Raw genomic sequence first — 23066 nt, 5'->3', positions numbered from 1 at the left:
GTCTGCCGGTTGAGGTAAGCCTGCCCTAATATCGGGGTAGGCAGGTGGAACGACCGTGGTGGTGATGTTCAGAGTGAGACCTGTTGTGGCGGGCATCCCCGACCCGGCCTCCGCGTCCTTCCTGGGCATGCCCCTGTGGCTCTGGGTGATCGTCGGCGGCGTGGCCCTGTTCGGCGCGTTCCAGGCCTACTACTGGATCGGCCACGTCCTGGGCTCCAGGCTCTACACCTCGCGCCTGGGCGCCAAGATCGGCCAGGAGAACATCACCCGGGTCGAGAACGTCGTCAGGAAGTGGGGCGCGCTCGCCGTCTACGCCTGCTTCTGGGTGCCGGGGCTGCGCCACACGCTGCCCTGGGTGGCCGGGGTGCTGCGGATCTCCTATCCCTGGTACGTCGTGGCCAGCGCGCTCGGCTGCCTGACCTGGGTGCCGGTGACCTCGTTCGGCCTGTACTCGGTGATCTGGGGCTGGCTGGGGCTGGCGGCGCGCTCGCCGCTCCTGGCGGGCCTGGCCGCGCTGGTGGCGGTCGCGGCGGTCGTCGGGTTCGTCCGCTGGCGCCGCCGCCGGGCCGCCCGCCGCGAGGCGGAGAGACTCGCCACCGCGGCCTGAGACGGCCGGCCCGACCGGCGGCACATGGGCGACGTGAGCCCGTCGTGTGATCGAGCGCCGACTCCGGCGCGACCGGACCTCGTGGCCGCGCACTCCCACACTCCTGACGTCCGCCCACGGCACCGATGTCAACTTTTCCATAGCCAAACCGCCAACTTCCGCATATCAACGGCGACCTCTGTCAGCATGGCTCGCATGCATCACGGGGGAGCACGCCTCACAGCCCGCGCCGCGCTGGTCACCGCGGTCACCCTTGCCACCGTGTCTCCGGTGTTCGCACCGGCCGCTACGGCCTCGGCACCGGCACCGGCACTGTCCGGCGGGTCTGCGGCGCGCGTCCCGGCCACCGCCGCGCCCGTCGCGGAGCGGCGCGTCTCCGCGCCCTCGGTGCCGGGACGGGCCGCGTACCTGTACGACGCGAGCACGGGAACGGTCCACCTGAGCAAGCAGGCGGGCAAGCGGATGCCGGTGGCCAGCCTGACCAAGGTCATGACGGCGTACGTCGTCCTCAGGCAGGCGAAACTGGACGACACCGTCACGATCCAGGCCGCGGACGTGCGGCACGCGGCGGCGAACGGCGCGACCCACGCCTCCCTGCGCGCCGGGGAGCGGCTGACCGTCAGGGACCTGCTCTACGCGGTCATGCTCCCCTCCGGGGCGGACGCCTCCCACGCCCTGGCCCGCGTCTACGGTCCCGGTGACACGAAGTTCGTGGCGAAGATGAACGCCACGGCCCGCTCGATGGGGCTGGCCGACACCCGTTACGCCAACGCCGACGGCCTGCCGAAGCCGAGCCCCGGCTACTCCACCGCCCTGGACCAGGCGAAGCTGGCCGATCTCGCGCTCCGCGACCCGCTGCTGCGGGTCATCGCCTCCACCAGGCGCCACCTCGTGGCGAAGTCCAAGGTGCACCGGGCCCACTCCTGGACCAACTCCAACAAGCTGCTCGGCAAGACGCCGGGGGTCATGGGCCTGAAGACCGGCTACACCGGTGCCGCCGGATACTGCCTGTCGTTCGCCGCCGACCGCGACGGCCACCGCCTCGTGGGCGTCATCCTCGGCGAGTCCAACGCCGACCGGCGTTTCCAGAGCGCGACGCGCCTGCTCGACTGGGCGGGCGAGCAGACCCTGCCCGAGCTGTGAGAGCTCCGCGGGGGTGACGCGCTCCCGGCGGGCGCGCGACCGGTGTCCCCGGCCGCGCCGCCATCCCGCGCGCGGGAATCCGGCCGATCTCTGAGAGAGTTTGTTCCACACGTCGAGAGTCAAGAGGAGATGGACGGGTGGAACCCGATGGGGAGCTGAAACACCCCAGCCTGGTCGAGCTTTCGATGCGACGGCTCCGTCACGAGATCCTCTCCGGCGCCCTCGCGCCGGGCGAGCGGCTGATCGAGGAGCAGCTCACCCAGCGGTTCGGCATCAGCCGGGCACCGCTGCGCGAGGCGCTGCGGTCGCTCGGGCAGCAGGGGCTGGTGGAGCACCTGCCCCGGCGGGGAGCCCGCGTCACCGAGCTGACCGGGGACGACGTGGACGAGTTGTTCGGGCTGCGCGACGTGCTCGAACGCTACGCGGTCGAGACCGCTCTGCCGCTCCCCGACGCGCACGGCATGACCGCGCTGGCCGAGGCCCTGGAGGGCATGGCGTCGGCGGTGCGGCTGGACGACCCGCTCGGCGAGAACGAGGCGCACCGGCGCTTCCACGTCGCGCTCGTCGCGCTGGCGGGCCACCGCCAGCTGCTGATGGCGTACGAGCCCGTCATCCTGAAGCTGCAGCTCTACATGGCCGCGAACCTGCGCAGGGAGGCCGAGCAGCGGGCCCCGTCGGAGGGGGTGGAGCGGCACCGGCGGCTCTTCGAGGCGATCGCCTCCGGCGACCCGGCCACCGCGCTGGACGCGCTGTCGCGGCACGGGGCGCGCACCTACATCGGCTGAGGCGACCGTACCGGCCGGGAGTCTCCTCAGGCTCCGAACGCTCCGCCGGGGCTCTCCTCACGCGCTGAACCGTCTCGGCCGGGGTCTCATCACGCGCTGAACCGTCCCGCCGAGGGTTTCCTCACGCTCTGATCCGATCCGCTAACAGAAGCGTAACCGGGCGGGAAAACCACCGACACAATCTTGTCGACAATCGACAAAAGGAGGATCCGAGGAACACGGAGTCAACATGTCCGATCCGCTCATCGTCGAGGCCGAGCCTTACGCATACGGGTTCGATCCGCGACACACAGCGCTGCTGCTCATCGACATGCAACGGGACTTCGTCGAACCCGGGGGCTTCGGGGAGACCCTGGGCAACGACGTGTCCATGCTGCGGCGGGTCATCCCGCCGCTCCAGGAGGTGCTGGCCGCCACCCGCGCGGCGGGGATTACCGTCATCCACACCCGCGAGGGGCACCTGCCCGACCTGTCCGACTGCCCGCCCGCCAAGCTCAACCGCGGCGCGCCGTCGCTGCGCATCGGGGATCCCGGCCCCAAGGGACGGATCCTGATCCGCGGCGAGTACGGCCACGACATCATCGACGAGCTCGCCCCCGCCGAGGGCGAGCTGGTCGTCGACAAGCCCGGCAAGGGCTCCTTCCACGCCACCGGCCTGGACGAGACCCTCCGCGCGGCCGGCATCCGCAGCCTGGTCGTCACCGGCGTCACGACCGAGGTGTGCGTGCACACCACCGTCCGTGAGGCGAACGACCGGGGTTACGAGTGCCTGGTCCTGTCCGACTGCGTGGGCTCCTACTTCGCCGAGTTCCAGCGGTACGGGCTCGAAATGATCGCCGCCCAGGGCGGCATCTTCGGCTGGGTCGCCCCCTCCGGCGGCTATCTCAAGGCACTCGAAACCCGGAGCTGACCGATGACCACGACAACCGGCCCCGCCCAGCTCAAGCTCCCCTGGTGGGTCAGCGGGGACACCAATGCCTTCTTCGGCCTCGGCTTCAACGTGATGGTCAACGTGCTGGTGCTGAGCGGCCTCTGCCTCGGGGTCCTCCACCTGCCCGGCTCCGACGTCTTCGGCGTCATCCTCCCGGCGATGGGCATCCAGCTCCTGATCGGCAACGTCTACTACACCTACCTCGCCCGGCGGCTGGCCCGCCGCGAGAACCGCACCGACGTGTGCGCGATGCCGTACGGGCCCAGCGTCCCGCACATGTTCATCGTCGTGTTCGTGATCATGCTGCCGACCTACCTGGCGACCAGGAACCCCCTGCAGGCCTGGGTGGCGGGGCTGGCCTGGTGCTTCATCATCGGCGTCATCGTGCTGATCGGCGCCTTCGTGGGCCCGTACATCCGCCGTTTCACCCCCAGGGCGGCGATGCTCGGCACCCTGGCGGGCATCTCGATCGCCTTCATCTCGATGCGGCCCGCCGCGCAGATGTGGGAGGCGGCCTGGATCGCGCTGCCGGTGCTGGTGATCATCATGGTCGGCTTCTTCACCGACCTGAGGCTGCCGGGCAACATCCCCGTCGGGCTCGCCGCGCTCCTGGCCGGTACCGCGATCGCCTGGATCGGCGGCTACATGAACCCCGCCGACGTGGGCGCCGCCGCCGAGAACATCGCGGTGAGCCTGCCGTCGCTGAACATCGACCGCCTGCTCGAAGGGCTCGGCCAGGTGTCGCCGCTGCTGGCCACCGCCATCCCCCTCGGCATCTACAACTTCACCGAGGGCATGAGCAACGTGGAGAGCGCCGCCGCCGCGGGCGACTCCTACAACCTGCGCTCGGTGCTCCTGGCCGACGGCGCGGGCGCGGTGGTCGGCTCGATGCTGGGCTCGCCGTTCCCGCCCGCCGTCTACATCGGCCACCCGGGGTGGAAGTCCGCGGGCGGGCGTACGAGCTACTCGATGGCGAGCGGCGTCGTGATCGCGCTGTTCTGCTTCCTCGGCATGTTCGCGCTGCTCGGCGCGGTGCTTCCGACGCCCGCGATCGTGCCGATCCTGCTCTACATCGGCCTGCTCATCGGCGCCCAGGCCTTCCAGTCGGTGCCGAAGGCGCACGCGGTGGCCGTGGTGATCGCGATCATTCCCAACATCGCCTCCTGGGCGCAGGGTTACATGGACAACGCGCTCGCCGCCGCGGGCACCAGCGCGCGGGAGGTCGGGTACGACACGATCGCGCGGAGCGGGACGGTCTACGAGGGAACGGCCCTGCTCGGCGGGGGCGCCGTGCTCGCCGGCCTGATACTCGGCTCGATCACGGCCTTCGTCATCGACCGGTCGTTCGTGTGGGCCGCCGGGTACGCCTTCGCCGGCGCGGCCCTCGCCTTCATCGGCCTGATCCACGGGGAACGGGTCGAGTGGAACGCCAACGGCCAGGTCTCGCTGGGCTACCTCTTCGCGGGGCTGATCCTGCTCGCCTTCGTCTTCCTCAAGCCCAAACCGTCGGACGAGACGCCGGAGGCCACCGACGACCCCGAGCAGGCCGGCGGGAAACCCGTCCCCGCCACGTCGTGAGCGCCGCCCCGCGAACCGACCCGCACCGATCCGCACCGATCCGCACCGGCTCGCGGGGCACGCCCGTCACGAACCGATCCGCGCCCCCGTGTCTCCCTGGCAGACATCGGACACCACACACCCAGGAAAGGCATATGCCGCCTCCCGCTCTGAACAGCACGGACAGTCCGCTTCGCCTGGACCTGGAGAGCCTCTCCGGCCTCTACCGCTCCGGGGCGGCCAGCCCCGCCGACGTGGCCGGGGAGGTGCTCGCGCGGATCGCGGCGCGCGGTGACGACCACGTGTGGATCACCCTGCGCCCGGCGGCGGACCTGCTCGGCGACGCGGCCGGGCTGGCCCGCCGCTGGCCGGACCCGGACACCCGCCCGCCGCTCTACGGCGTCCCGTTCGCGGTCAAGGACAACGTGGACGTGGCCGGGCTGCCCACCACCGCGGCCTGCCCCGCCTACTCCTACGTCCCGGAACGCGGCGCGCCGCTGGTGGAACGGCTGCTCGCGGCGGGCGCCCTCCTCGTCGGCAAGACGAACCTGGACCAGTTCGCCACCGGCCTGTCGGGCACCCGCAGCCCGTACGGCGCGTGCGAGTCGCCGCTGCTGCCGGGCCTGATCTCCGGCGGGTCCAGCTCGGGCTCCGCGGTGGCGGTGGCCGCGGACCTGGTCTCGTTCGCCGTCGGCACCGACACGGCCGGGTCGGGCCGGGTGCCGGCCGCGCTCACCGGAACCGTCGGGGTCAAGCCGAGCCGGGGCCTGGTCAGCACGCTCGGCGTGGTGCCCGCGTGCGCGTCGCTGGACTGCCCGAGCGTCTTCGCCCGCTCGGCCGCCGACGGCCTGGCCGTCCTGTCGGTCATCGCGGCCTTCGAACCCGCCGATCCCTGGTCACGGGAACTTCCCGCCCCCGGTGCGGTGCCGCCTTCCGCGTACCCCCTGCGGATCGGGGTGCCGCGCGACCCGGAGTTCTTCGGCGACACCGCCGCCGGGGCGGCCTTCGCGGAGGCGGTGGAACGGCTCGCCGGCCTCGGCCACGCGCTCGTCCCCGTCGTTCTCGACCCGTTCCTCGCCGCGGGACGGCTGCTGTACGAGGGGCCGTGGCTCGCCGAACGGCTCGCGGCGGTCGGCGACTTCGTGGCCCGCAACCCCGGCGAGGTCCACCCGGTCACCCTGAAGGTGCTGTCCGGCGGCGGCGCGCTCAGCGCGGTGGACGCCTTCGAGGGGCTCTACCGCCTGCGCGCGCTGGACGCCGAGACCCGGGCGGCGTGGGCCTCGATGGACGTCCTCGCGGTCCCGACCGTGCCCACCACCTTCACCGTCGCGGAGATGCTCGAAAGCCCGATCGAGCGCAACGCGATCCTCGGCCACTACACCACCTTCACCAACCTCCTCGACCTGGCCGGGATCTCCGTGCCCGCCGGTACGACGACCGCCGGCCGCCCGCACGGCGTCACCTTCCTGGGACCGGCGGGCTCCGACGAACTCCTCGCCGGTCTCGGCGCCGCCTTCCACGCCCTCACCGGCGGCCCCGCGATCCCGGTCCAGGACGCGCGGCCTGTGGCCGTACACACTCCGGAAGCGGGGGCGGTGCTCGCCGTGGTCGGCGCGCACCGCTCGGGCCAGCCCCTGCACGGACGGCTCACCTCCCTCGGAGCCATCGGCCTGGGAACCGCCCTGACGGCCCCCCTCTACCGCCTCCACGCCCTGAACGGCGGCGACCTGCCGCTCCCCGGGCTGGTCCGCTCGACCTCCGGCGGCGTCCAGGTGGAGGTCGAGCTGTACGACCTGAGTGCCTCGGCACTCGGCACCCTTCTCACGCAGACCGCCCCGCCCCTCGGCCTCGGCACGATCCACCTCGCCGACGGCCGCGCGGTGCACGGCTTCCTCTGCGAGTCGTACGCCACCGAGGACGCCCCCGACATCAGCCACCACGGCAACTGGCCGGACTATCTCCTCTCCCTGCCCCGGCCCTGACGATCCGGCGCCTCGGTGGCCGCGAGCTCGCAACGACGGTGCGCCGACGCCGGTTGCTACGGTTCTCCGCATGACTGAGCGGTTCGCGATCCTGAGCGGTTCGACCTTCGAGGAGCAGATCGGATACGCGCGGGCGGTGGTCGACGGCGACAGGGTGCACGTGTCCGGGACGACCGGCTACGACTACGCGACCATGACGATCTCCGACGACGTGGTCGAGCAGGCCGAGCAGTGCCTGCGCAACATCGGAGAGGCCTTGTCCAAGGCGGGCTGTTCCTTCGCCGACGTCGTCCGGGTGCGCTACATGCTGCCCGAACGCGAGGACTTCGAGCCCTGCTGGCCGACCCTGCGCCGCCACTTCGGCGAGGTCCGCCCGGCCGCGACGATGCTCGTGTGCGGCCTCGCCGACCCCCGCATGAGAATCGAGATCGAGGTCGACGCGCGACGTCCCGCGGCACGGTGACCCGTCAGCCCGCGCGCATGAGGCCGTGGCAGGCGATGGCGGCGGCGGCCACCACGTTGAGGGAGTCGACGCCCAGGCCCATCGCGGCCGGGCTCATCGGGATGCAGACCGCCTCGTCGGCCTCGCGCAGCCAGCGGGAGGAGAGCCCGTCACCCTCCGAGCCGAGGAGCAGAGCCACCCGTCCGGCCATGGTGACCTTGTCCATGGGGGTGGCGGACTGGTCCGGGGTGAGGGCGAGCGTCTGGAAGCCCGCTCCGCGCAGCTCGGCCAGGCCCGCGTACCAGTCGGTCATCCGGGCGTACGGGATCGCGAAGACCGCACCCATCGAGACCTTCACCGAGCGCCGGTAGAGAGGGTCGGCGCAGCGCGGCGAGAGGATCACCGCCTCCACGCCCAAGGCGGCGGCGCAGCGGAAGATGGCGCCGACGTTGCCGTGGTCGACGAGGTCTTCGAGGACCAGGACGCGCCGGGGCGCCACCTGCCCGGCCGGAGTTTTTCGCGTGGCGGAGGGGGCCGATCCGGGTTCGCCTCCCGGCTGTCCGAGTTCGGCCGGCCGTGTCACGTGCTCGGCGGGAGCCCTTCGCGCCTCGCGTCCCGACAGGAGGTCCGTCACCCCGGGAAGGGGGAGGCGTTCCATCGCGGCGAGGGCGCCCCGGTGGACCTGGAAGCCGGTGACGTCCTCCATGACGGCGTCGTCCACGACGTGGACCCGGTCGCCGAGCGGGCCGAGGAGGTCGGCGAGAGGTTCGGCCCAGCGGGAGGTGAGCAGGACCGAACGCACGGGGTAGCCCGCCGCGACCGCGCGGCGGATGACCTTCTCCCCCTCGGCGATGAAGAGGCCGTGCTCGGCCTCCATGCTCTTGCGCAGCTCGACGTCGCGCAGGTTGGCGTAGTCGGCCAGGTGGTCGGCCAGGTGGTCGGCCAGGTGGTCGGCCAGGTGGTCGGCCAGGTGGTCGGCCAGGTGGTCGGCCAGATGGGGGTCGATGGCTTCAGGCACCCTCGAATACTGCCATGACCCGCCTGAGCTGCCATATCAGCGCGTAGACGAGCAGCGTCGCGGAGCAGCCGACGACCACCCCCGCGCCCAGCCTCGTCACGAGCTCGGCGTTGCTGCCCGAGGGGAAGGCCACCGCCCAGGCGACCGCGCCCAGCGGGATCGACACGGCGGCGGCCAGGAGCACGGCCGCCCGCTCACCGGCGGGCAGGAGCAGCCGCTCGGGCACCGGCCGCGGTTCCATCCCGGCCAGCCCGCGCCAGGCCCACCAGAGGACGACCGCCAGGCCGATCACGGTGGAGGTGTACTGCAGCAGGCGGAACAGGGAGATCACCCCCGCCACCCGGATGTCCAGCCAGCTCCATCCCCACAGGGCCGAGCTGTACGAGTGGGTGAAGGAGTCCCAGACCTTGTGGGTGAGGGCGCCCACGACGCCTCCGGCGATCACGGCGGGCAGCCGCCGCAACCCGTACATGCCGGGGGTCAGCGAGGCCGCGCGCCCGGCGAGGGTGGGAGGCAGGAGCGCGGTCAGCGGGTCGCGGAGCACCAGGTGGAAGACGGCGAGCAGCACCACGACGGCGAACGGGTCGATCGTGAGGACGCCCCTGACGGAGTGCCAGATCATGTAGTCGGGCAGGAACGGGAAGAAGATCGGCAGGTCGGGCACCATGGCGCCCAGGGCGAGCGCCCAGGGGTCGAGGAACCGGCGCATCCGCTCCGAGGAGATCAACGGCAGCACCGCTGCGACGTGACTGGGCGTGAACGGCACGGATTTCCCTCCGACGATCTGCTGGACAGCTCAATCCTGCGACACGGCGCCCTCGTGGGAGCACGCCGCTGTCATCGCGTGGAGCCTTGCCGCTTTCCCGCCTTCCGACACTCTGTGAGGGATAGATTACCGAACGCTGTCGAGCGGGCACCGGAGGCCGTCGTGACCGACCAGATCGTGCTGGCGCCGCCGGGCGCCGAGTGGCTGCGCGACGCCCGCAGGGCTCGCGCGCTCTCCCTGGCCACCCTGGTCTGGCTGGGCGTCGAGAGCGTGCTCGGCATCGCCGCCGGCCTGGGGGCGCACTCGGTCGCGCTCATCGGCTGGGGCGTGTCGGCCCTGGTGGAGGCGGCGGCCAGCCTGATCGTGGTCTGGCGGTTCACCGGGGCCAGGACCGGCTCCGCGCACGCCGAGGCGCGAGCCCGCAGGGCGGTGGCGGTCAGCTTCTGGATCCTCGCCCCCTACCTGGTGCTGCACGTGGCGCACGACCTGGACGCGGGCCACCGGGCCGTGCCGAGCGTGCTCGGGATCGCGGTCACGGCGGCCAGCGTGGTCGGCATGCCGTTCCTGGGGATGGCCAAGCGGCGGCTGGGCGCCCGGCTGCACTCGGCGGCGACGACGGGCGAGGGTACGCAGAACCTCATGTGCGCCCTGCTCGCGGCGGGGGTGCTGGCCGGGCTCGCGCTGAATCCCGTCGGGTGGTGGTGGATCGATCCCACCATGGCGGTTCTGCTGGCGGCGGTGGCGGCGCGCGAGGGCCTCAGGGCGTGGCGCGGGCACTCCTGCTGCCACTGAGCGTCTTCTCCGCCGCCGGTCCCCGACCGTTCTTCCCCCTGTCGCCGATCTTCCGTCGTTTCCGCGGCCCGACCTGGTGATCTCCGTCGTCGCCGGTCGTCGGCCGCCTCGCGGACACAGGGTTCCATGATCGACACACTCGGTAACAGCGGCACCGAAATGCGTTTTTTGCCCCAGTAATCATTCCCAGTACAGTTCCGTGAATATTGCGGTCTACCTCCCGATAGGGTGACCGGCTAGCTCCATGACATCGACACCAAAGAGGACATCGTGGGCGGACGTCACCGGACGGATGAACTCGAGGACGGCTACACCCCGTACAAGGAACCGCAGCCCAGACGCAAGCGCGGGGGGCGCGGCAAGGTGCTGGTCCCGCTGGCCGGGTCCGTCGCCCTCGCCGTGCTGCTCGGCGTCGCCGCGTTCGTGGTCATCAACCGCGACCGCGGCACCGGGGCGTGCGGGGGCGAGGCCCTCCCTGTGCGGATCACCGCCTCCCCGGACATCCAGCCCGCCCTGTCCCAGATCGCCGCGCGCTTCAACAAGGCGGCCCACGACGTCGAGGGCAGGTGCGCCACGGTCACGGTGGCCAAGGGCACCTCGGCGACCGTCGCCTCCTCCTTCAGCGGCGGCAAGGCCGTCCCGATGGACATGTGGATCCCGGACTCGAAGCTGTGGGTGACGAACCTGCGGGCGAGGAACCAGGAGGTGCCCGAGGCGGGCGCGTCCATCGCCCACTCCCCCATCGTCATGGTGGCCTCCGGCTCGGTGGTGCCGAACCTGAAGAAGAGCTTCGGCGAGGCCAGCTGGGGCGGCATGATCAACGCCGCCAACGTGGCCAACGTGGACGGCCCCGGCCGCAAGGTGCGCGTCCTCGTACTGGATCCCTCGCTCAACGCCGCCGGGCTCGGCGCGCTCCTGGCCGCCGCCGGGGTGGCCACGGCCTCGGGCGCGGGCGAGGAGCAGCTGGTCGGCGCGCTCAAGAGCCTGTCGGGGTCGACGTCGACGGTCCGCGACCAGGACGCGCTGCTGTCCAGTCTCGGCGTCAAGGGCAGCAAGGCCCCGCTGGGCATCTCCTCGGAGCAGGGGATCTGGGCGTTCAACAAGGTCAAGAAGCCCGAGGTCCCGGCCGTGCCGCTCTATCCGGCCGAGGGGACCATCAACCTCGACTACCCGGTGGTGATCACCGCCGAGGACGCCGCCGTGCGCAAGGCCGCCGAGGCGTTCCGGAAGGAGCTGGGCAGCGAGGCGTCCAGGAAGACGCTGCAGGAGCAGGGGTTCCGCACCCCGGACGGCAAGGGCGGCAAGGCGATCTCCGGCTCCGACGGCTTCCAGGCCAAGGCCCCCCAGGCGATCGAGCCGCCCGACGGCAACACCGTCGCGAGGATGTCCCAGACCTGGTCCCGGATCAAGCTGGGCACGAGGCTCCTCACCCTGCTGGACGTCTCGGGCACCATGGCCCTGCCGGTGCCCGGTACCGGCCTGACCCGGATGCAGGCGATCAGCAGGATCGCCGTCGAGGGCATGAAGCTCTTCCCGGCCAAGAGCGAGATGGGACTGTGGGAGTTCTCCACCCACCTCAACGGCCGGGGGGTCGACTACCGCGAGACGGTCCCGGTCGGCCCGCTCACCGAGGACATGAACGGCGCCCTGCGCAGGGACGTGATCAACCAGAGGCTGATCACGACCCGGGCCAAGTCGACCGGCGACACCGGGCTCAACGACACCCTCGCCGCCGCCTACAAGCAGATGACCGACGAGTACCAGAGCGACAAGATCAACACTGTGCTGATCCTCACCGACGGCGCCGGCAACGACGACCCGGACGGCGGGATCAGCAACCAGCAGATCCTGAAGCGGCTCAAGGACCAGTTCGACCCGGAGAAGCCGGTCAGCGTCCTGATCATCGCCTTCGGCCCCGACGCCCCCAAGGGCAAGCGCCAGATGGACGCCCTCGCCAAGGCGACGGCCGGTGACGCGTTCATCGCCAAGGACATCCTGGAGGTCAGGAAGTTCTTCCTGGAGGGCATGAAGCGCAGGCTCTGCGCGCCCAACTGCGACTGACCCTCACGCATCATTTTCACCCTGTACGGCTGGTGTCACATTGGCACCAGCCGTAGCAGTTTTCCCAGGTCATACCGTATCGGCATGATATCGACCCCTTCGGTCAACCGGTTGCCGGGAGGTGACGTCCTACGCGTGTGGGCTGGAACGGGCAAGTGGTGAAACCCGTGAACGAGCCCGTCTCGCGGGGGAGGAATATCCGTGCCCGGATGGCCGACCGTCGGCCGAACCGACGATCAACAACTCGTTGAGGCGCTGCGGCGTGCCGACACAACGGCGCCCGCGAGCCTCTACGACTCCTATGCCGAACGTCTCAACGACTACGCCCACTCTCTGCTGGGCGACCGTGAGGCCGCCGCCGGTGCCGTACACGACGCCCTGGTCACGGCCCAGGGCCGGATGGACCACCTGCGCGAGCCCGGCCGCCTGCGCGCGTGGCTGTACGCGCTCGTGCGGATCCGGTGCGCGGACGGGGGGCACGGCGACCCGCGAAAGCCGGCGCCGCCGCCCGACATCCATGACGACCCGGGCGAGCGGGAACTCGCGGCCCTGGTCCACGAGGCGATGGCGGAGCTGAGCGGGCAGGAGCGCGAGGTGCTCGAACTGTCGCTCCGCCACGACCTCGGCAGCGGCGAGGTCGGCGCGGTGCTGGGGCTGAGCTCCCGCCAGGTCACGGCGAGGCTCGGCCGGGCCCGCGACCACCTGGAGAACGCGGCCGCCGCCGTGGTGCTCGCCAAGGTCGGCCGGGCGCACTGCCCCGACCTGTCGGCGATGGTGGACTCGTGGGAGGGCCCGCTCACCACGCTGCTGCGCAGGCGGCTGTCGGCCCACATCGGCCGGTGCGAGGTCTGCGTCGAGCGCAGGGACCGGCACGTCTCGGCCGGGCGGCTGCTCGACCTGGTCCCCCTGGCCTATCCCCCGCTCTCCCTGCGCCGCCGGGTGATCGAGACCTGCGTGAACCCGGAGGCGCGCGAGGAGCGCGCCGCCGTCGTCGCCGGGCACGGCTTCGACAAGGCCGGCTTCCCCACCCCTGCCGAACGGCGCCCGGGGGGCCGCCGGTGGGGCGGGCGGAAGGGCGCGGGCGGCAGGCGCGCACGCGAGGAGAGACCCGCCGCGAGCGCGGGTGCCACGCCCCCCGCGGGCACCCGTTCCCGGAACTCCGCGCCCTTCGAGGACGCGGGGACATCGCTCGCGGACGCGGGGACACCCCCCGCCGGCGCGGGACCGTCACTCTCGGACGCGCGAGCGTGGCCGCCCGGGACGGAGGCACGGTACGGGGAGAAGCGGGCCGGGCACGCGGAGACCGTGGCGGGCTTCCCGGAGGCCGGGGCCCGCTCCCCGGAGAGCGGGCCGCGCCACCCCGAGGCCGGGACGGCGCCGAGGTACGTGATGGCGTCGCCCACGGACGGCGATCCCGGACGCGCGGCACCGTGGACGGGCGCCGAGACGCCGCGCTCGTCCTGGGCCACGGACGGCGAGACGCGGCACGCGCCGCCGCCCGTGAACGCCGACGCCTGGCCGGCGCCGCCCGTGAACGCCGACGCCTGGCCGGCGCCGGCCGTGAGCGCCGAGGCGTGGCCGGCGCCGACGACGAACCCCGACGCCTGGCCGGCTCCCCCCGCGGACGGCGAGGCGTGGCGCGCGGCGCCACCCGCGAACGCCGAAGTCCCGTCGGCGTCGTCCACCGACGGCGAGACCTGGCGCACCCCGCCGTTCCCGGACGCCGGGAGCTGGCACACCCCGTCCCCGGACAGCGGGCCGTGGTCCGTCTCGTCCCTGGACGGGGAGACCTGGCGCACGCCGTCCCCGGCCGGCGAGGCGCGACTCACGTCGTCCCCCGACGGCGGATCGTGGCCCGCGTCGAGCGCGGACGGCGAGACCTGGCGCACGTCGTCCTCGGACGACGGGCCGTGGCCCGCGTCGTCACCGGACGGTGAGACCTGGCTCGGGGAGTCCCCCGCGCGCGGGGAGGCTCGCCCCACCCCGCCGACCGGCGGCACCGAGGTCTGGCGTACGTCACCGGCCGGGGCTTCCGAAGCACGGCTCACACCACCGGCGGGAAGTCCCGAGGAAAAGAGTACGCCGTCGTCCTCGGGTGAGGGAAAGCGGGGGAAGGCGCCGGGCAGGGAGGCGCAGCGGCGGCGGCGGCGCGGGCGCAGGGGGCCCGTGCTGCTGGCGGCGGTGTGCGTGCTGGCGGCCACCGGGGCGGTGGCCGTCGTGGGCGGGCAGGATCTGGCCGGAGGGGCGTTGAGGGACCCCCAGACCGGGCCGGGGACGGAACCCGCGCTGATCACGCTGGAGCCCGGCCCCGGGCCGGAGCCCGACCCGCTGCTGGAGGACCCCGAGGCGGAGGCCGCGCCCACCCCCACGCCGAGGCGGAGCAGGAGGACCGAGACGCCCGTTCCCACCGCCCCCACCGCGAGCGCGGCGCGGCCGGCACCGAGCCGCGCGCCCACGGCGGGACGGCCCCGGCCCACCCGCACCGCCACCACGCCGCCCGCGGCCGGGCGGCTGAGCGTCTCGTGCCCGGGCGACATCGGGGAGGGCGCCGGGCAGATCCGTCTCACGGCCCGCAACGCCACGGTCTCGTGGTCGGCGACCACCTCCGGCGGGCTCGCCGTGCATCCCGCGCAGGGGCAGTTGAAGGCGGGTGCGAGAAGCGTGATTTGGGTCACCGCCAAGGACCCGTCCGAGAGCGGCACCGGACGGGTCGCGTTCAGGTCCGCCGGAGGCAACACCGGATGCGCGATCTCGTGGGAAAGTCCCGAGCCAGACGCGCCTGCGCCCCCGGACGACGAGCCGGCCCCCGACCCGACTCCGACCCCCTCCGCCGGGGCGAGCTCCGAGGGGGCGACGGGCTGATTCGCGCATCTCGTTTTACCTAACAGCGAGACTTCTCCCTGGGATCCGGTAAACCATGGAGTCGTGCCGAGCGTCGGCATTGACGTCCATGCTGAGTGATTGGTCACATGAAGGGCGCGATCAGTCACATCATTACCAACCAGGAGCTCGGAGATGTCGATCAAACGCAGGGTGCTCAGATGGGCACTCACCTTCGCATGCGTCGCGGGGGCCGTGATCGCCTTAGCCGACATCGACACTCCGTTACGATTGATCCTTACGCCCCTGTTCCTGTTGGTCGTTCCCGGCGTCGCAGTGGTAGGACTGTTGCGTGATCGTGACCCGCTTGCGGCACTATCAGTGGGTGCGGCGGCCAGCCTGGTGGTCAACGTTCTCCTGGCCGCTGCCATGCTTACTTTTGACGCATGGTCGCCCCGTGCCGGAGTCGCGACGATTGCGGTGCTTGGCGGCTTCATATACGTACTACGTGTGTTGTATCGGGGGAGCGGGAGCTTGCAGACCGAACAGGGGGCCAGGTCAAGGTGAACATCGTCATCGTTCGCCCGGGTGACCTCGGGGAGTCCGAGATCTCGCGATGGCGGGAGTTGCAGGTGGCGGATCCGTCGCTGGACAACCCCTTCCTCTCCGTCGAGTTCACGCTCGCCATGGGGCGGCTCCGTGACTACGTCCGCGTCGCGGTCATCCAGGACGGCGGCAAGATCGTGGGGTTCTTCCCCTACGAGCGTCACAGCTTCGGGATCGGCAAGCCCCTCGGGGGCTTCCTGACCACCTGCCACGGACTGATCTCGGTCGCCGGCCTCAAGCTGGACGTCCGGACCCTGCTGCGCGCCTGCAAGCTCTCCGTCTTCGACTTCGACCACCTGGTCCCCGGCCAGCCGACGTTCGCGCCGTACGAGTCGGACGTGCGACCGGCCCCGGTGATGGACCTCAGCGCGGGGTTCGAGACCTACATCGAGCAGGTGAAGGCCAACTCGCCGAAGAACCTCAAGACCGTCCGCTACAAGGAGCGCAAGCTCGGCCGCGAGCAGGGCGAGATCCGCTTCGAGTGGGACTCGGCCGAGCTGGGCACGCTCCGCACCCTCACCAACTGGAAGTCCGACCAGTACCGCAGGACGGGACGGGTCGACCGTTTCGCCCAGCCCTGGATCGTTCAACTCCTCGACGAGATGCACGCGGAGAAGTCCGCGAGTTTCGCGGGCGTCCTGACCATGGTCTACGCCGGAGACAGGCCCGTCGCCGGTCACTTCGGCCTCAGGACGGCGACGACCCTGGTGGGCTGGTTCCCGGCCTACGACACCGAGTTCGCGCGTTACTCCCCGGGCATCATGCACCACCTGCACATGGCCGAGCACGCCGCGAACTCCGGGCTGCAGCAGGTCGACATGGGCAAGGGCGGACGCGAGTACAAGAGCTGGTTGAAAAGCGGTGACCTCTTCGTCGCGGAAGGTCGCGTGTCGCGTCCCTCCCCGGCCGCCGCCGTCCACTGGATCGGCCGCACCCCGGTCAACAAGGCACGAACGATCGTCACGGATCGCCCGAATTTGTACAGGCTTGCTGACCGTGTACTGAAGGGTTTCGGCCGTATGCGCTCCCCCGCGCAGAACCAATCAGGCACTCCGGTCGTCAAGGAACCATGGGGAGTGGGCTAGCCCGCTTCCGTTCATCACCACATCACCCGCCAGGACCCTCACATGCATCCCTCATCGCATTCGCCGTTTCCGCCGGTCGTTACGGTCGGCGATGGCCCCGGGTCCGTCCGCCAGTCGCCCCTGACGACCGACCGCCCGGAAGGACATCCGTCACAATGAGTCCCGAGATCACCAAGCACTACAACAACAAGAAGCCACCGCTGAGGGCGGTGCCACCCATCGAGCGGTTCACGCCGATCACTCCCAACATGGCGATCTCCCCCACCGTCAGCGTCGTCGTCCCCGCCATGAACGAGGCGGAGAACCTTCCGCACGTCTTCGCGACGCTGCCGCAGTGGATCGACGAGATCGTCCTGGTCGACGGCAACTCGAAGGACGACACCGTCGCCGTGGCCAGGAGGCTGCGCCCCAACGTCCGCGTGGTGCACCAGACCGGCAAGGGCAAGGGCGACGCGCTGTCGGCCGGGTTCGCCGCGTGCAGCGGCGACATCATCGTGATGATCGACGCCGACGGGTCGACGGACGGCCGCGAGATCATCCAGTTCGTGGGCGCGCTGGTCACCGGGGCCGACTTCGTCAAGGGCTCGCGCTACGCCTCCGGCGGCGGCAGCGACGACCTGACGTTCATCCGCAAGTTCGGCAACAAGTCACTGACCGCGCTGGTCAACCGGATGTACGGCACCAGCTACACCGACCTGTGCTACGGCTACAACGCCTTCTGGGCCCGCCACCTCGACGTCCTCAACCTCGACTGCGACGGCTTCGAGATCGAGACCCTGATGAACGTCCGCGCCGCCAAGGCCGGGCTCAAGGTCCACGAGGTCCCCAGCCACGAGCGCTGCCGCATCCACGGCGAGAGCAACCTGCACGCCGTCCGCGACGGCATCCGGGTGCTGAAGACCATCATCCGCGAGTGGCGGAGCAACCCCGCTCCCGTCGTTCACGAGCCGGCCGCCGCCACCCCGGCCGCCGATCAGGGCGCCGCGTAGCCATGAGAAGCAGTGTCGTCATCTGCGTTTACACCGAGGACCGCTGGGATGACATCCGGGCGGCCGTCGAATCGGTCGAGAGCCAGACGCGCGAGCCGCACGAGATCATCCTTGTTGTCGACTACAACCCGGATCTTCACCTGAGGCTCAAGAAGGAGTATCCCGGCGCGATCGTGGTGGAGAACGCTCAGGAGAAGGGGCTGTCCGGCGGCAAGAACACCGGCGCGGCGACCGCCTCCGGCGACATCGTGGCGTATCTGGACGACGACGCCGTCGCGGAGCCTGGCTGGCTGGAAGCGCTGGAGGAGGGCTTCCAGGACCCGACCATCGTGGGGGTGGGCGGGCTGACCAGGCCGCTGTGGGGCATCGGGCACCGGCCCGGCTGGTATCCCCACGAGTTCGACTGGACCGTGGGGTGCAGCTATCTGGGCATGCCCACGGAGCGGGCGCGGATCCGCAACGTCATGGGCGGCAACGCGGCCTTCCGCAGGGAGGTCATCGGCGGTGTCGGCGGGTTCCACACCGGCATCGGGCGCAGCGTGCAGGGGCGCAAGCCCCGCCCGCTGGGCTGTGAGGAGACCGAGTTCTGCATCCGGCTCTCGCAGCGGATGCCGGGGTCGGGAATGCTGTTCGAGCCGGCCGCGGTGATCGGCCACAAGGTGCCGCCCGTACGCTCGACGTTCGCCTACTTCCGCTCGCGCTGCTTCGCCGAGGGCCTGTCCAAGGCGCTGGTGGCCCAGAGCGTGGGAGCGGGTGACGGCCTGTCGAGCGAGCGGGCCCACGCGCTGAAGGCGCTGCCTCTGGGCGCGCTGCGCGGGGTCGGCCAGGCGCTGCGGGGCGACGTGTCCGGTCTCGGCAGGGCCGGGGCGATCGTCGTCGGCCTCGCCTGGACGACCTGGGGTTACGTCGTCGGCTCCCTTCGACTGAAGCTGAAGCGGGTGCGTCCGTCATGATCCGCGTACCGATCCTGATGTACCACTCGGTCTCCGACCGGCCCAACGCCGAGACGAAGCCGCTGGCGGTACGGCCCTCCGCCTTCGCCGAGCAGCTGGCCTACCTGAAGGAGACCGGCTTCACGCCGCTGACGGTGGCCGACCTGGTCGCCTCGCTGCACAACAACAACGGCCGTTCCATCCCGGAGCGGCCGGTCGTGGTGACCTTCGACGACGGCTACGCCGACTTCCACAGCGAGGCGCTGCCCCTGCTCGAACGCTACGACTTCCCCGCGACGGTCTTCCTGACCAGCGGGTGGGTCCGTGACGCGGGCAAGGACGCGGCGGGCAGGCCCCTCGACACGATGCTGTCGTGGAGCCAGGCCCGCGAGGCCGCCTCGTGCGGCATGGAGATCGGCGGGCACAGCCACAGCCACCCCCAGCTCGACCAGCTGCCCGACGACGAGCTCCGCCAGGAGCTGCGGCGCAACAAGGCCCTGCTGGAAGACAAGATCGGCTCCCTGGTCTCGACGATGGCCTACCCGTACGGCTACTCCAGCGCGCGCGTGCGGCGCGAGGTCAGGAAGGCCGGATACTGGGCCGCCTGCGCGGTGAACAACGCCATCGCCGCCGACCGGCACGACGTGCTCGCGCTGCCGCGCCTGACCGTCGCCGAGGGCACGTCGATGAGGATGTTCAGCCGGGCGGTCGAGGGAAACCAGGTCCCGCTGATCTACATGAGGGAACGAATGCTGACGAAGGGGTACGCCGTCGTCAGGCGCACGCGATACGGCCTGCGCAAGGTACGCGGCCAGGCCTGAACGGCCGGGTACGCCCCGGAGGACGCGCGATCCGCGGGGCGGGTCGCGCACCGGCGGCCGGCCCGGTGTGATCTGCGGTCCTCGCTCCGTCCCGCGCCCCCTTCCCCTGGGGGCGGAGGCGCCGGGAGAGGGGCCGCCCGGCCGGAACACGGCCGCGGTACCGCTTCTCAACGATCTACGCGAAGCGCCCGGACGTGACGGATCTTCGCGCCGACTCGTCACACCCTGGTCCGCGTAGCCGCCATGATGTTAGACGTGAGGCAACGGGCAGGTAATGACGTGACGACGACGGGGGCGGCGGAGACCGCCGAGGTCGGGGAGATGGATCCCACCCACCCCGCGCCCTCGGACGGGCCCCGGGCCGGGTCCGACGGCGAGCCCACCGGCACGGCGCCCTTCGAAGCGCCCGACGACGAGGCTCCCGACGAGCTCCCGGGCGACGAGACCGCCGAAGGCGAGGCTTCGGACGGCGAGGCGTCCGGCGGGAGTCCGTACGACGAGACTCCCGACGGTGAGACGCCCGACGACGAGACTCCCGGCGGCGAGACGCGCGACGGTGAGACGCGCGACGGTGAGACGCGCGACGGTGAGACGCGCGACGGTGAGACTCCCGACGGTGAGACTCCCAGAGGTGAAGAGGCTTCGGGGGGCGACCCCCGTGACGACGGCGCGACGGACGACGGCACACCGCCGGACTCCGCGGACGCTACGGACGTCACAGGCTCAGCGGACAACGACGCGTCGGACGACGCGGACGACGCGGACCTCGCGGACCTCGCGGACGACGGCACACCGAACGCCACGGACGGCACAGATGCCACAGACGCCGCGAGCGCTTCGGACGCAGTGGACAGCGCGGACGACGCGGACGCCCCGGACACCCCGGACGCTTCGGGCGCTTCGAACCGCGCGGACGGCGCGGACGGCGCGGACGGCGCGCCGGATGACAGCGTCTACGGTGACGACCCCGAGGTCACCGCCATCATCAGGCTCCCCCTCCGGCCGATGTCCCCACCCTCGTCCCTCCCGGCCACCCCGGCCCGCGTTCCCGGGGCGCCGCCCGCGCCCGCCGAGGACGATGACGAGGACGAGGACGAGGACAGAGCCGAGACCACGGCGGAGATGCGCCTGCCCGGCCGCGCCGCGCCGCTCCTCACGCCCACCCCCAGCAAGCCCGCGAAACCTGCCGCCCCCTCGGACCCCGAAGGGCCCGAGAACCTCAAGGACCAGGCGGACCCGGAGGACCCGGAGGACCCGGAGGACCCGGAGGACCCGGAGGACCCGGAGGACCCCTGGGAGTCCTCCGGGCTTCCGGGCGGGGAGCCGTGGGGACGGGCCCCCGGGGCGTCCAGGCAGCCCTCGGACGTCTCCAGGCCCCTCCCCGAGGTAACAGCGACCCCGGCGGCCCACCAGGCCCCACAGGGCACGCAGAGGAGCTCGGGGACCGGTTCCGGGGCGGTGAAGGAGGCCGTGGGGGGATCGGGAAGGGCACCGGCGACCAGCGCCATGCCCCCGGTCGCGGCGAGCGCCACCGGGGCCCCGGCCGCGACGCCCACCGCCAGACCCTCGCGCCTGCAGACCGTGCTGCAGTCGGCCATGGTGTGGCTGCCGCCGGTCCTCACCATCGAGGGTTTGATCATGTACGTGCTGGCCCTGCGCGTGGCGCCGGGCCCGCTGCGGGGCGTCGACCTGAACCAGATCGACGGTGTGGGCCTGATCTCGGCCATGCCGCCGACCGCGTTCGCCGCGATCCTGCTGATGGTCGTCGCGTTCTTCGTCACGATCGGCCAGAACACCGACCGCAAGTTCCTGCTGCTCTTCCAGATCGCGGCGATCATGTTCGCCCTGCACGGGGCCGCCGCGCTGATCGAGGACGAGGCCAGGTTCCACACGGCCTACGTCCACGCGGGCTTCGTGGAGTACATCAACCGCACCGGCGAGGCCTCCGCCCTCCTCGACGCCCGCATGGCGTGGCCGGGGTTCTTCGCGCTGGTGGCGTTCGTCACGAAGGCCGCCGGGGTCACCGACCTGACGACGATCATGCGGTGGACGCCGCTGCTGTCGAACCTGCTGTACCTCCTGCCGTTCGTGCTGATCCTGCGCCAGGTCGTGGCCACCACCCGGGCCCGCTGGTTCGCCGCGCTGCTGTTCGTCATCGTGCAGTGGATCGGCCAGGACTACCTCTCCTCCCAGGGTTTCACGTACGCGATCTACCTGGCCTTCGTGGCGATCGTGCTGCGCTGGTTCGGCAAGGTGGAGCCCCGCGAGAAACCGATGCCCGCCAAGGGGTTCGTCCGGCGGCTGCTGGCCCGCCTGGACGGGCTGACACCGGGCGAGCTGCCGCACTCCACCGGCGTCTACGACCGGTCCATCATGCTGATCGTGCTGATCGGCCTGTTCGCGACCGCGACGGCCTCGCACCAGATCACGCCGTTCATGATGCTCGGCGCGCTGACCGGCCTGCTCCTGCTGCGGCGCTCCTCGCTCAGCTGGGGGCTGCCCTTCTTCCTGGGCCTGATGGTGCTGGCGTGGATCAGCTACCAGACGGTCACCTTCTGGAGCGGGCACATCGACCAGCTCTTCGGCGGTCTGGGCCGGATCCTGGAGAACCTGCAGAGCAACACCGGCGACCGGATCGACGGCAGCGACCCCAAGCACGCGCTCGTCCTGATGGCCCGCCTGGGCATCTGCGGCGTGATCCTGACGCTGGCCGCCGCCGGCCTGTTCCGCCGCCTGCGGCGCGGCGTCGGCGACCGCGCGGCCCTGCTGCTGCTGTGCATCCCGGTGCTCGCCCTCGGCCTGCAGAACTACGGCGGCGAGATCGGCCTGCGCATCTACCTGTTCGCGCTGCCGGGCGCCTGCATCCTGGCCGCGTACGCCTTCTTCCCGAACCTCCCGGCGGGCACCGAGGACGCGCCGGAGGAGACGGTGCCGATCCGCAGGCGCAACATCCGGTTCAACCCGGAGCTGACGCGGCGGATCTCGCTGCTGCTGGCCGCCGGGTGCGCGATGGTGCTGGCGATGGTCTTCCTGGTCGCCCGGTACGGCAACGAGCAGTTCGAGCGGGTCTCCGCCAGCGAGGTCGCGGCGATGCACTACATCTACGACCATGACAAGCCGAGCGCCCGCGTCCTCTACCTGGTCCCGGTGGTCGGCGAGGAGGTCACCCCGAGCATCCCGTGGGGCGAACGCGACTTCGACAAGATCTCCTACCAGCAGGTGCTGGTGGACAAGAACCCGGCCCTGCTCTCCACGGTGATCGACAAGCTCCGGGTGTCGCCGCCCAACACCTATCTGGTGGCGACCCGGGGACAGGCCGGATACCTGCAGCTCAACCACGGCTTCCCGACGGACTGGGCGCAGCGGTTCCGTGCCGCGCTCGACTCCCACAAGGAGCTCAAGCGGGTGTTCAACGGCGAGGACGCCGCCGTCTACACGCTCAGGAAGTATCCCGAGGGGGCGGAGATCCCCGAGCCGGGCGTGCCGATCGGCGGCAGCGACCCGACCTCTCCGTGGACGCCGATCGGCCTGGGCGCACTGGGCGTGACGTGGATCGCGCTGTTCGGCTACGAGGTGGTCCGCCTGCGCGGCCGCGACCAGGCGGCCAGGACGAGAAGGCGCATCCTGTTCCTCGCGGTGCCCGCCTTCGTGCTGGCCGTGGGAGTGATCGTGGAGAGGTTCATCGTCATCGGGTCCTGACTTGGGTAAAGGACGAGGTCTCCCGGCGTA

17 protein-coding genes are annotated in these 23066 nt (G+C 71.4%); 15 read left to right on the top strand and 2 right to left on the bottom strand.

Going from position 1 to position 23066, the window contains the following annotated elements; genetic code table 11:
* Window positions 1–64 precede the first annotated feature (64 nt).
* From AC5L38_RS14270 to AC5L38_RS14240, 7 genes are all read left to right on the top strand, one after another.
* The gene (locus AC5L38_RS14270) at window positions 65–607 is read left to right on the top strand and encodes a DedA family protein (RefSeq protein ID WP_495243262.1); all 543 of its coding nucleotides are present in this window, start codon (window positions 65–67) and stop codon (window positions 605–607) included.
* Between the two features lie 195 nt (window positions 608–802).
* Window positions 803–1750, top strand: a complete 948-nt coding sequence (locus AC5L38_RS14265) for a D-alanyl-D-alanine carboxypeptidase family protein (protein ID WP_495243261.1) — start codon at window positions 803–805, stop codon at window positions 1748–1750.
* A 137-nt stretch (window positions 1751–1887) separates the two neighbouring features.
* Window positions 1888–2535, top strand: a complete 648-nt coding sequence (locus AC5L38_RS14260) for a GntR family transcriptional regulator (protein WP_495243260.1) — start codon at window positions 1888–1890, stop codon at window positions 2533–2535.
* Window positions 2536–2764: 229 nt separating this feature from the next.
* The gene (locus AC5L38_RS14255; protein ID WP_495243259.1) at window positions 2765–3445 is read left to right on the top strand and encodes a cysteine hydrolase family protein; all 681 of its coding nucleotides are present in this window, start codon (window positions 2765–2767) and stop codon (window positions 3443–3445) included.
* Window positions 3446–3448: 3 nt separating this feature from the next.
* Window positions 3449–5044 (top strand): SulP family inorganic anion transporter, encoded by a 1596-nt coding sequence (locus tag AC5L38_RS14250; RefSeq protein ID WP_495243258.1) that lies wholly within the window; start codon window positions 3449–3451, stop codon window positions 5042–5044.
* Window positions 5045–5178: 134 nt separating this feature from the next.
* Window positions 5179–7005, top strand: a complete 1827-nt coding sequence (gene atzF, locus AC5L38_RS14245; protein ID WP_495243257.1) for an allophanate hydrolase — start codon at window positions 5179–5181, stop codon at window positions 7003–7005.
* A gap of 70 nt (window positions 7006–7075) precedes the next feature.
* Window positions 7076–7468 (top strand): RidA family protein, encoded by a 393-nt coding sequence (locus AC5L38_RS14240; RefSeq protein ID WP_495243256.1) that lies wholly within the window; start codon window positions 7076–7078, stop codon window positions 7466–7468.
* Between the two features lie 4 nt (window positions 7469–7472).
* Here the strand turns inward: AC5L38_RS14240 and AC5L38_RS14235 are convergent, their stop codons facing one another.
* Window positions 7473–8405: a TrmH family RNA methyltransferase gene (locus AC5L38_RS14235; RefSeq protein ID WP_495243436.1), complete on the bottom strand. Its 933-nt coding sequence runs from the start codon at window positions 8403–8405 to the stop codon at window positions 7473–7475.
* A 52-nt stretch (window positions 8406–8457) separates the two neighbouring features.
* Entirely contained in the window at window positions 8458–9231 is a 774-nt protein-coding gene (locus tag AC5L38_RS14230) for a DUF4184 family protein (RefSeq protein ID WP_495243255.1), read from the bottom strand.
* A gap of 162 nt (window positions 9232–9393) precedes the next feature.
* On the opposite strand from AC5L38_RS14230, the gene AC5L38_RS14225 reads away from it, so the two are divergent.
* The 8 genes from AC5L38_RS14225 to AC5L38_RS14190 all read left to right on the top strand — a co-directional run bounded on the left by AC5L38_RS14225 (window position 9394) and on the right by AC5L38_RS14190 (window position 23036).
* A complete protein-coding gene (locus AC5L38_RS14225) occupies window positions 9394–10023 on the top strand; it encodes a hypothetical protein (protein ID WP_495243254.1) in 630 nt (209 codons plus the stop codon).
* A gap of 270 nt (window positions 10024–10293) precedes the next feature.
* Window positions 10294–12084 (top strand): substrate-binding and VWA domain-containing protein, encoded by a 1791-nt coding sequence (locus tag AC5L38_RS14220; protein ID WP_495243253.1) that lies wholly within the window; start codon window positions 10294–10296, stop codon window positions 12082–12084.
* 201 nt (window positions 12085–12285) lie between these two features.
* Window positions 12286–14946: an RNA polymerase sigma factor gene (locus tag AC5L38_RS14215; RefSeq protein ID WP_495243252.1), complete on the top strand. Its 2661-nt coding sequence runs from the start codon at window positions 12286–12288 to the stop codon at window positions 14944–14946.
* Window positions 14947–15467: 521 nt separating this feature from the next.
* The gene (locus AC5L38_RS14210; RefSeq protein WP_495243251.1) at window positions 15468–16595 is read left to right on the top strand and encodes a GNAT family N-acetyltransferase; all 1128 of its coding nucleotides are present in this window, start codon (window positions 15468–15470) and stop codon (window positions 16593–16595) included.
* A 155-nt stretch (window positions 16596–16750) separates the two neighbouring features.
* Window positions 16751–17584: a glycosyltransferase family 2 protein gene (locus tag AC5L38_RS14205; RefSeq protein WP_495243250.1), complete on the top strand. Its 834-nt coding sequence runs from the start codon at window positions 16751–16753 to the stop codon at window positions 17582–17584.
* A 2-nt stretch (window positions 17585–17586) separates the two neighbouring features.
* Entirely contained in the window at window positions 17587–18537 is a 951-nt protein-coding gene (locus AC5L38_RS14200) for a glycosyltransferase family 2 protein (protein WP_495243249.1), read from the top strand.
* Window positions 18534–19337, top strand: coding sequence for a polysaccharide deacetylase family protein (locus tag AC5L38_RS14195; RefSeq protein ID WP_495243248.1), 804 nt, complete (start codon window positions 18534–18536; stop codon window positions 19335–19337). The genes AC5L38_RS14200 and AC5L38_RS14195 overlap by 4 nt, the downstream gene beginning before the upstream one ends.
* Before the next feature lie 279 nt (window positions 19338–19616).
* Window positions 19617–23036 (top strand): hypothetical protein, encoded by a 3420-nt coding sequence (locus AC5L38_RS14190; RefSeq protein WP_495243247.1) that lies wholly within the window; start codon window positions 19617–19619, stop codon window positions 23034–23036.
* Window positions 23037–23066: the final 30 nt, after the last annotated feature.

It is taken from the genome of Streptosporangium nanhuense (assembly GCF_059358815.1).
The sequence above is the reverse complement of the archived record's forward strand: the minus strand, read 5'-3'. Positions and strand labels throughout refer to the sequence as shown.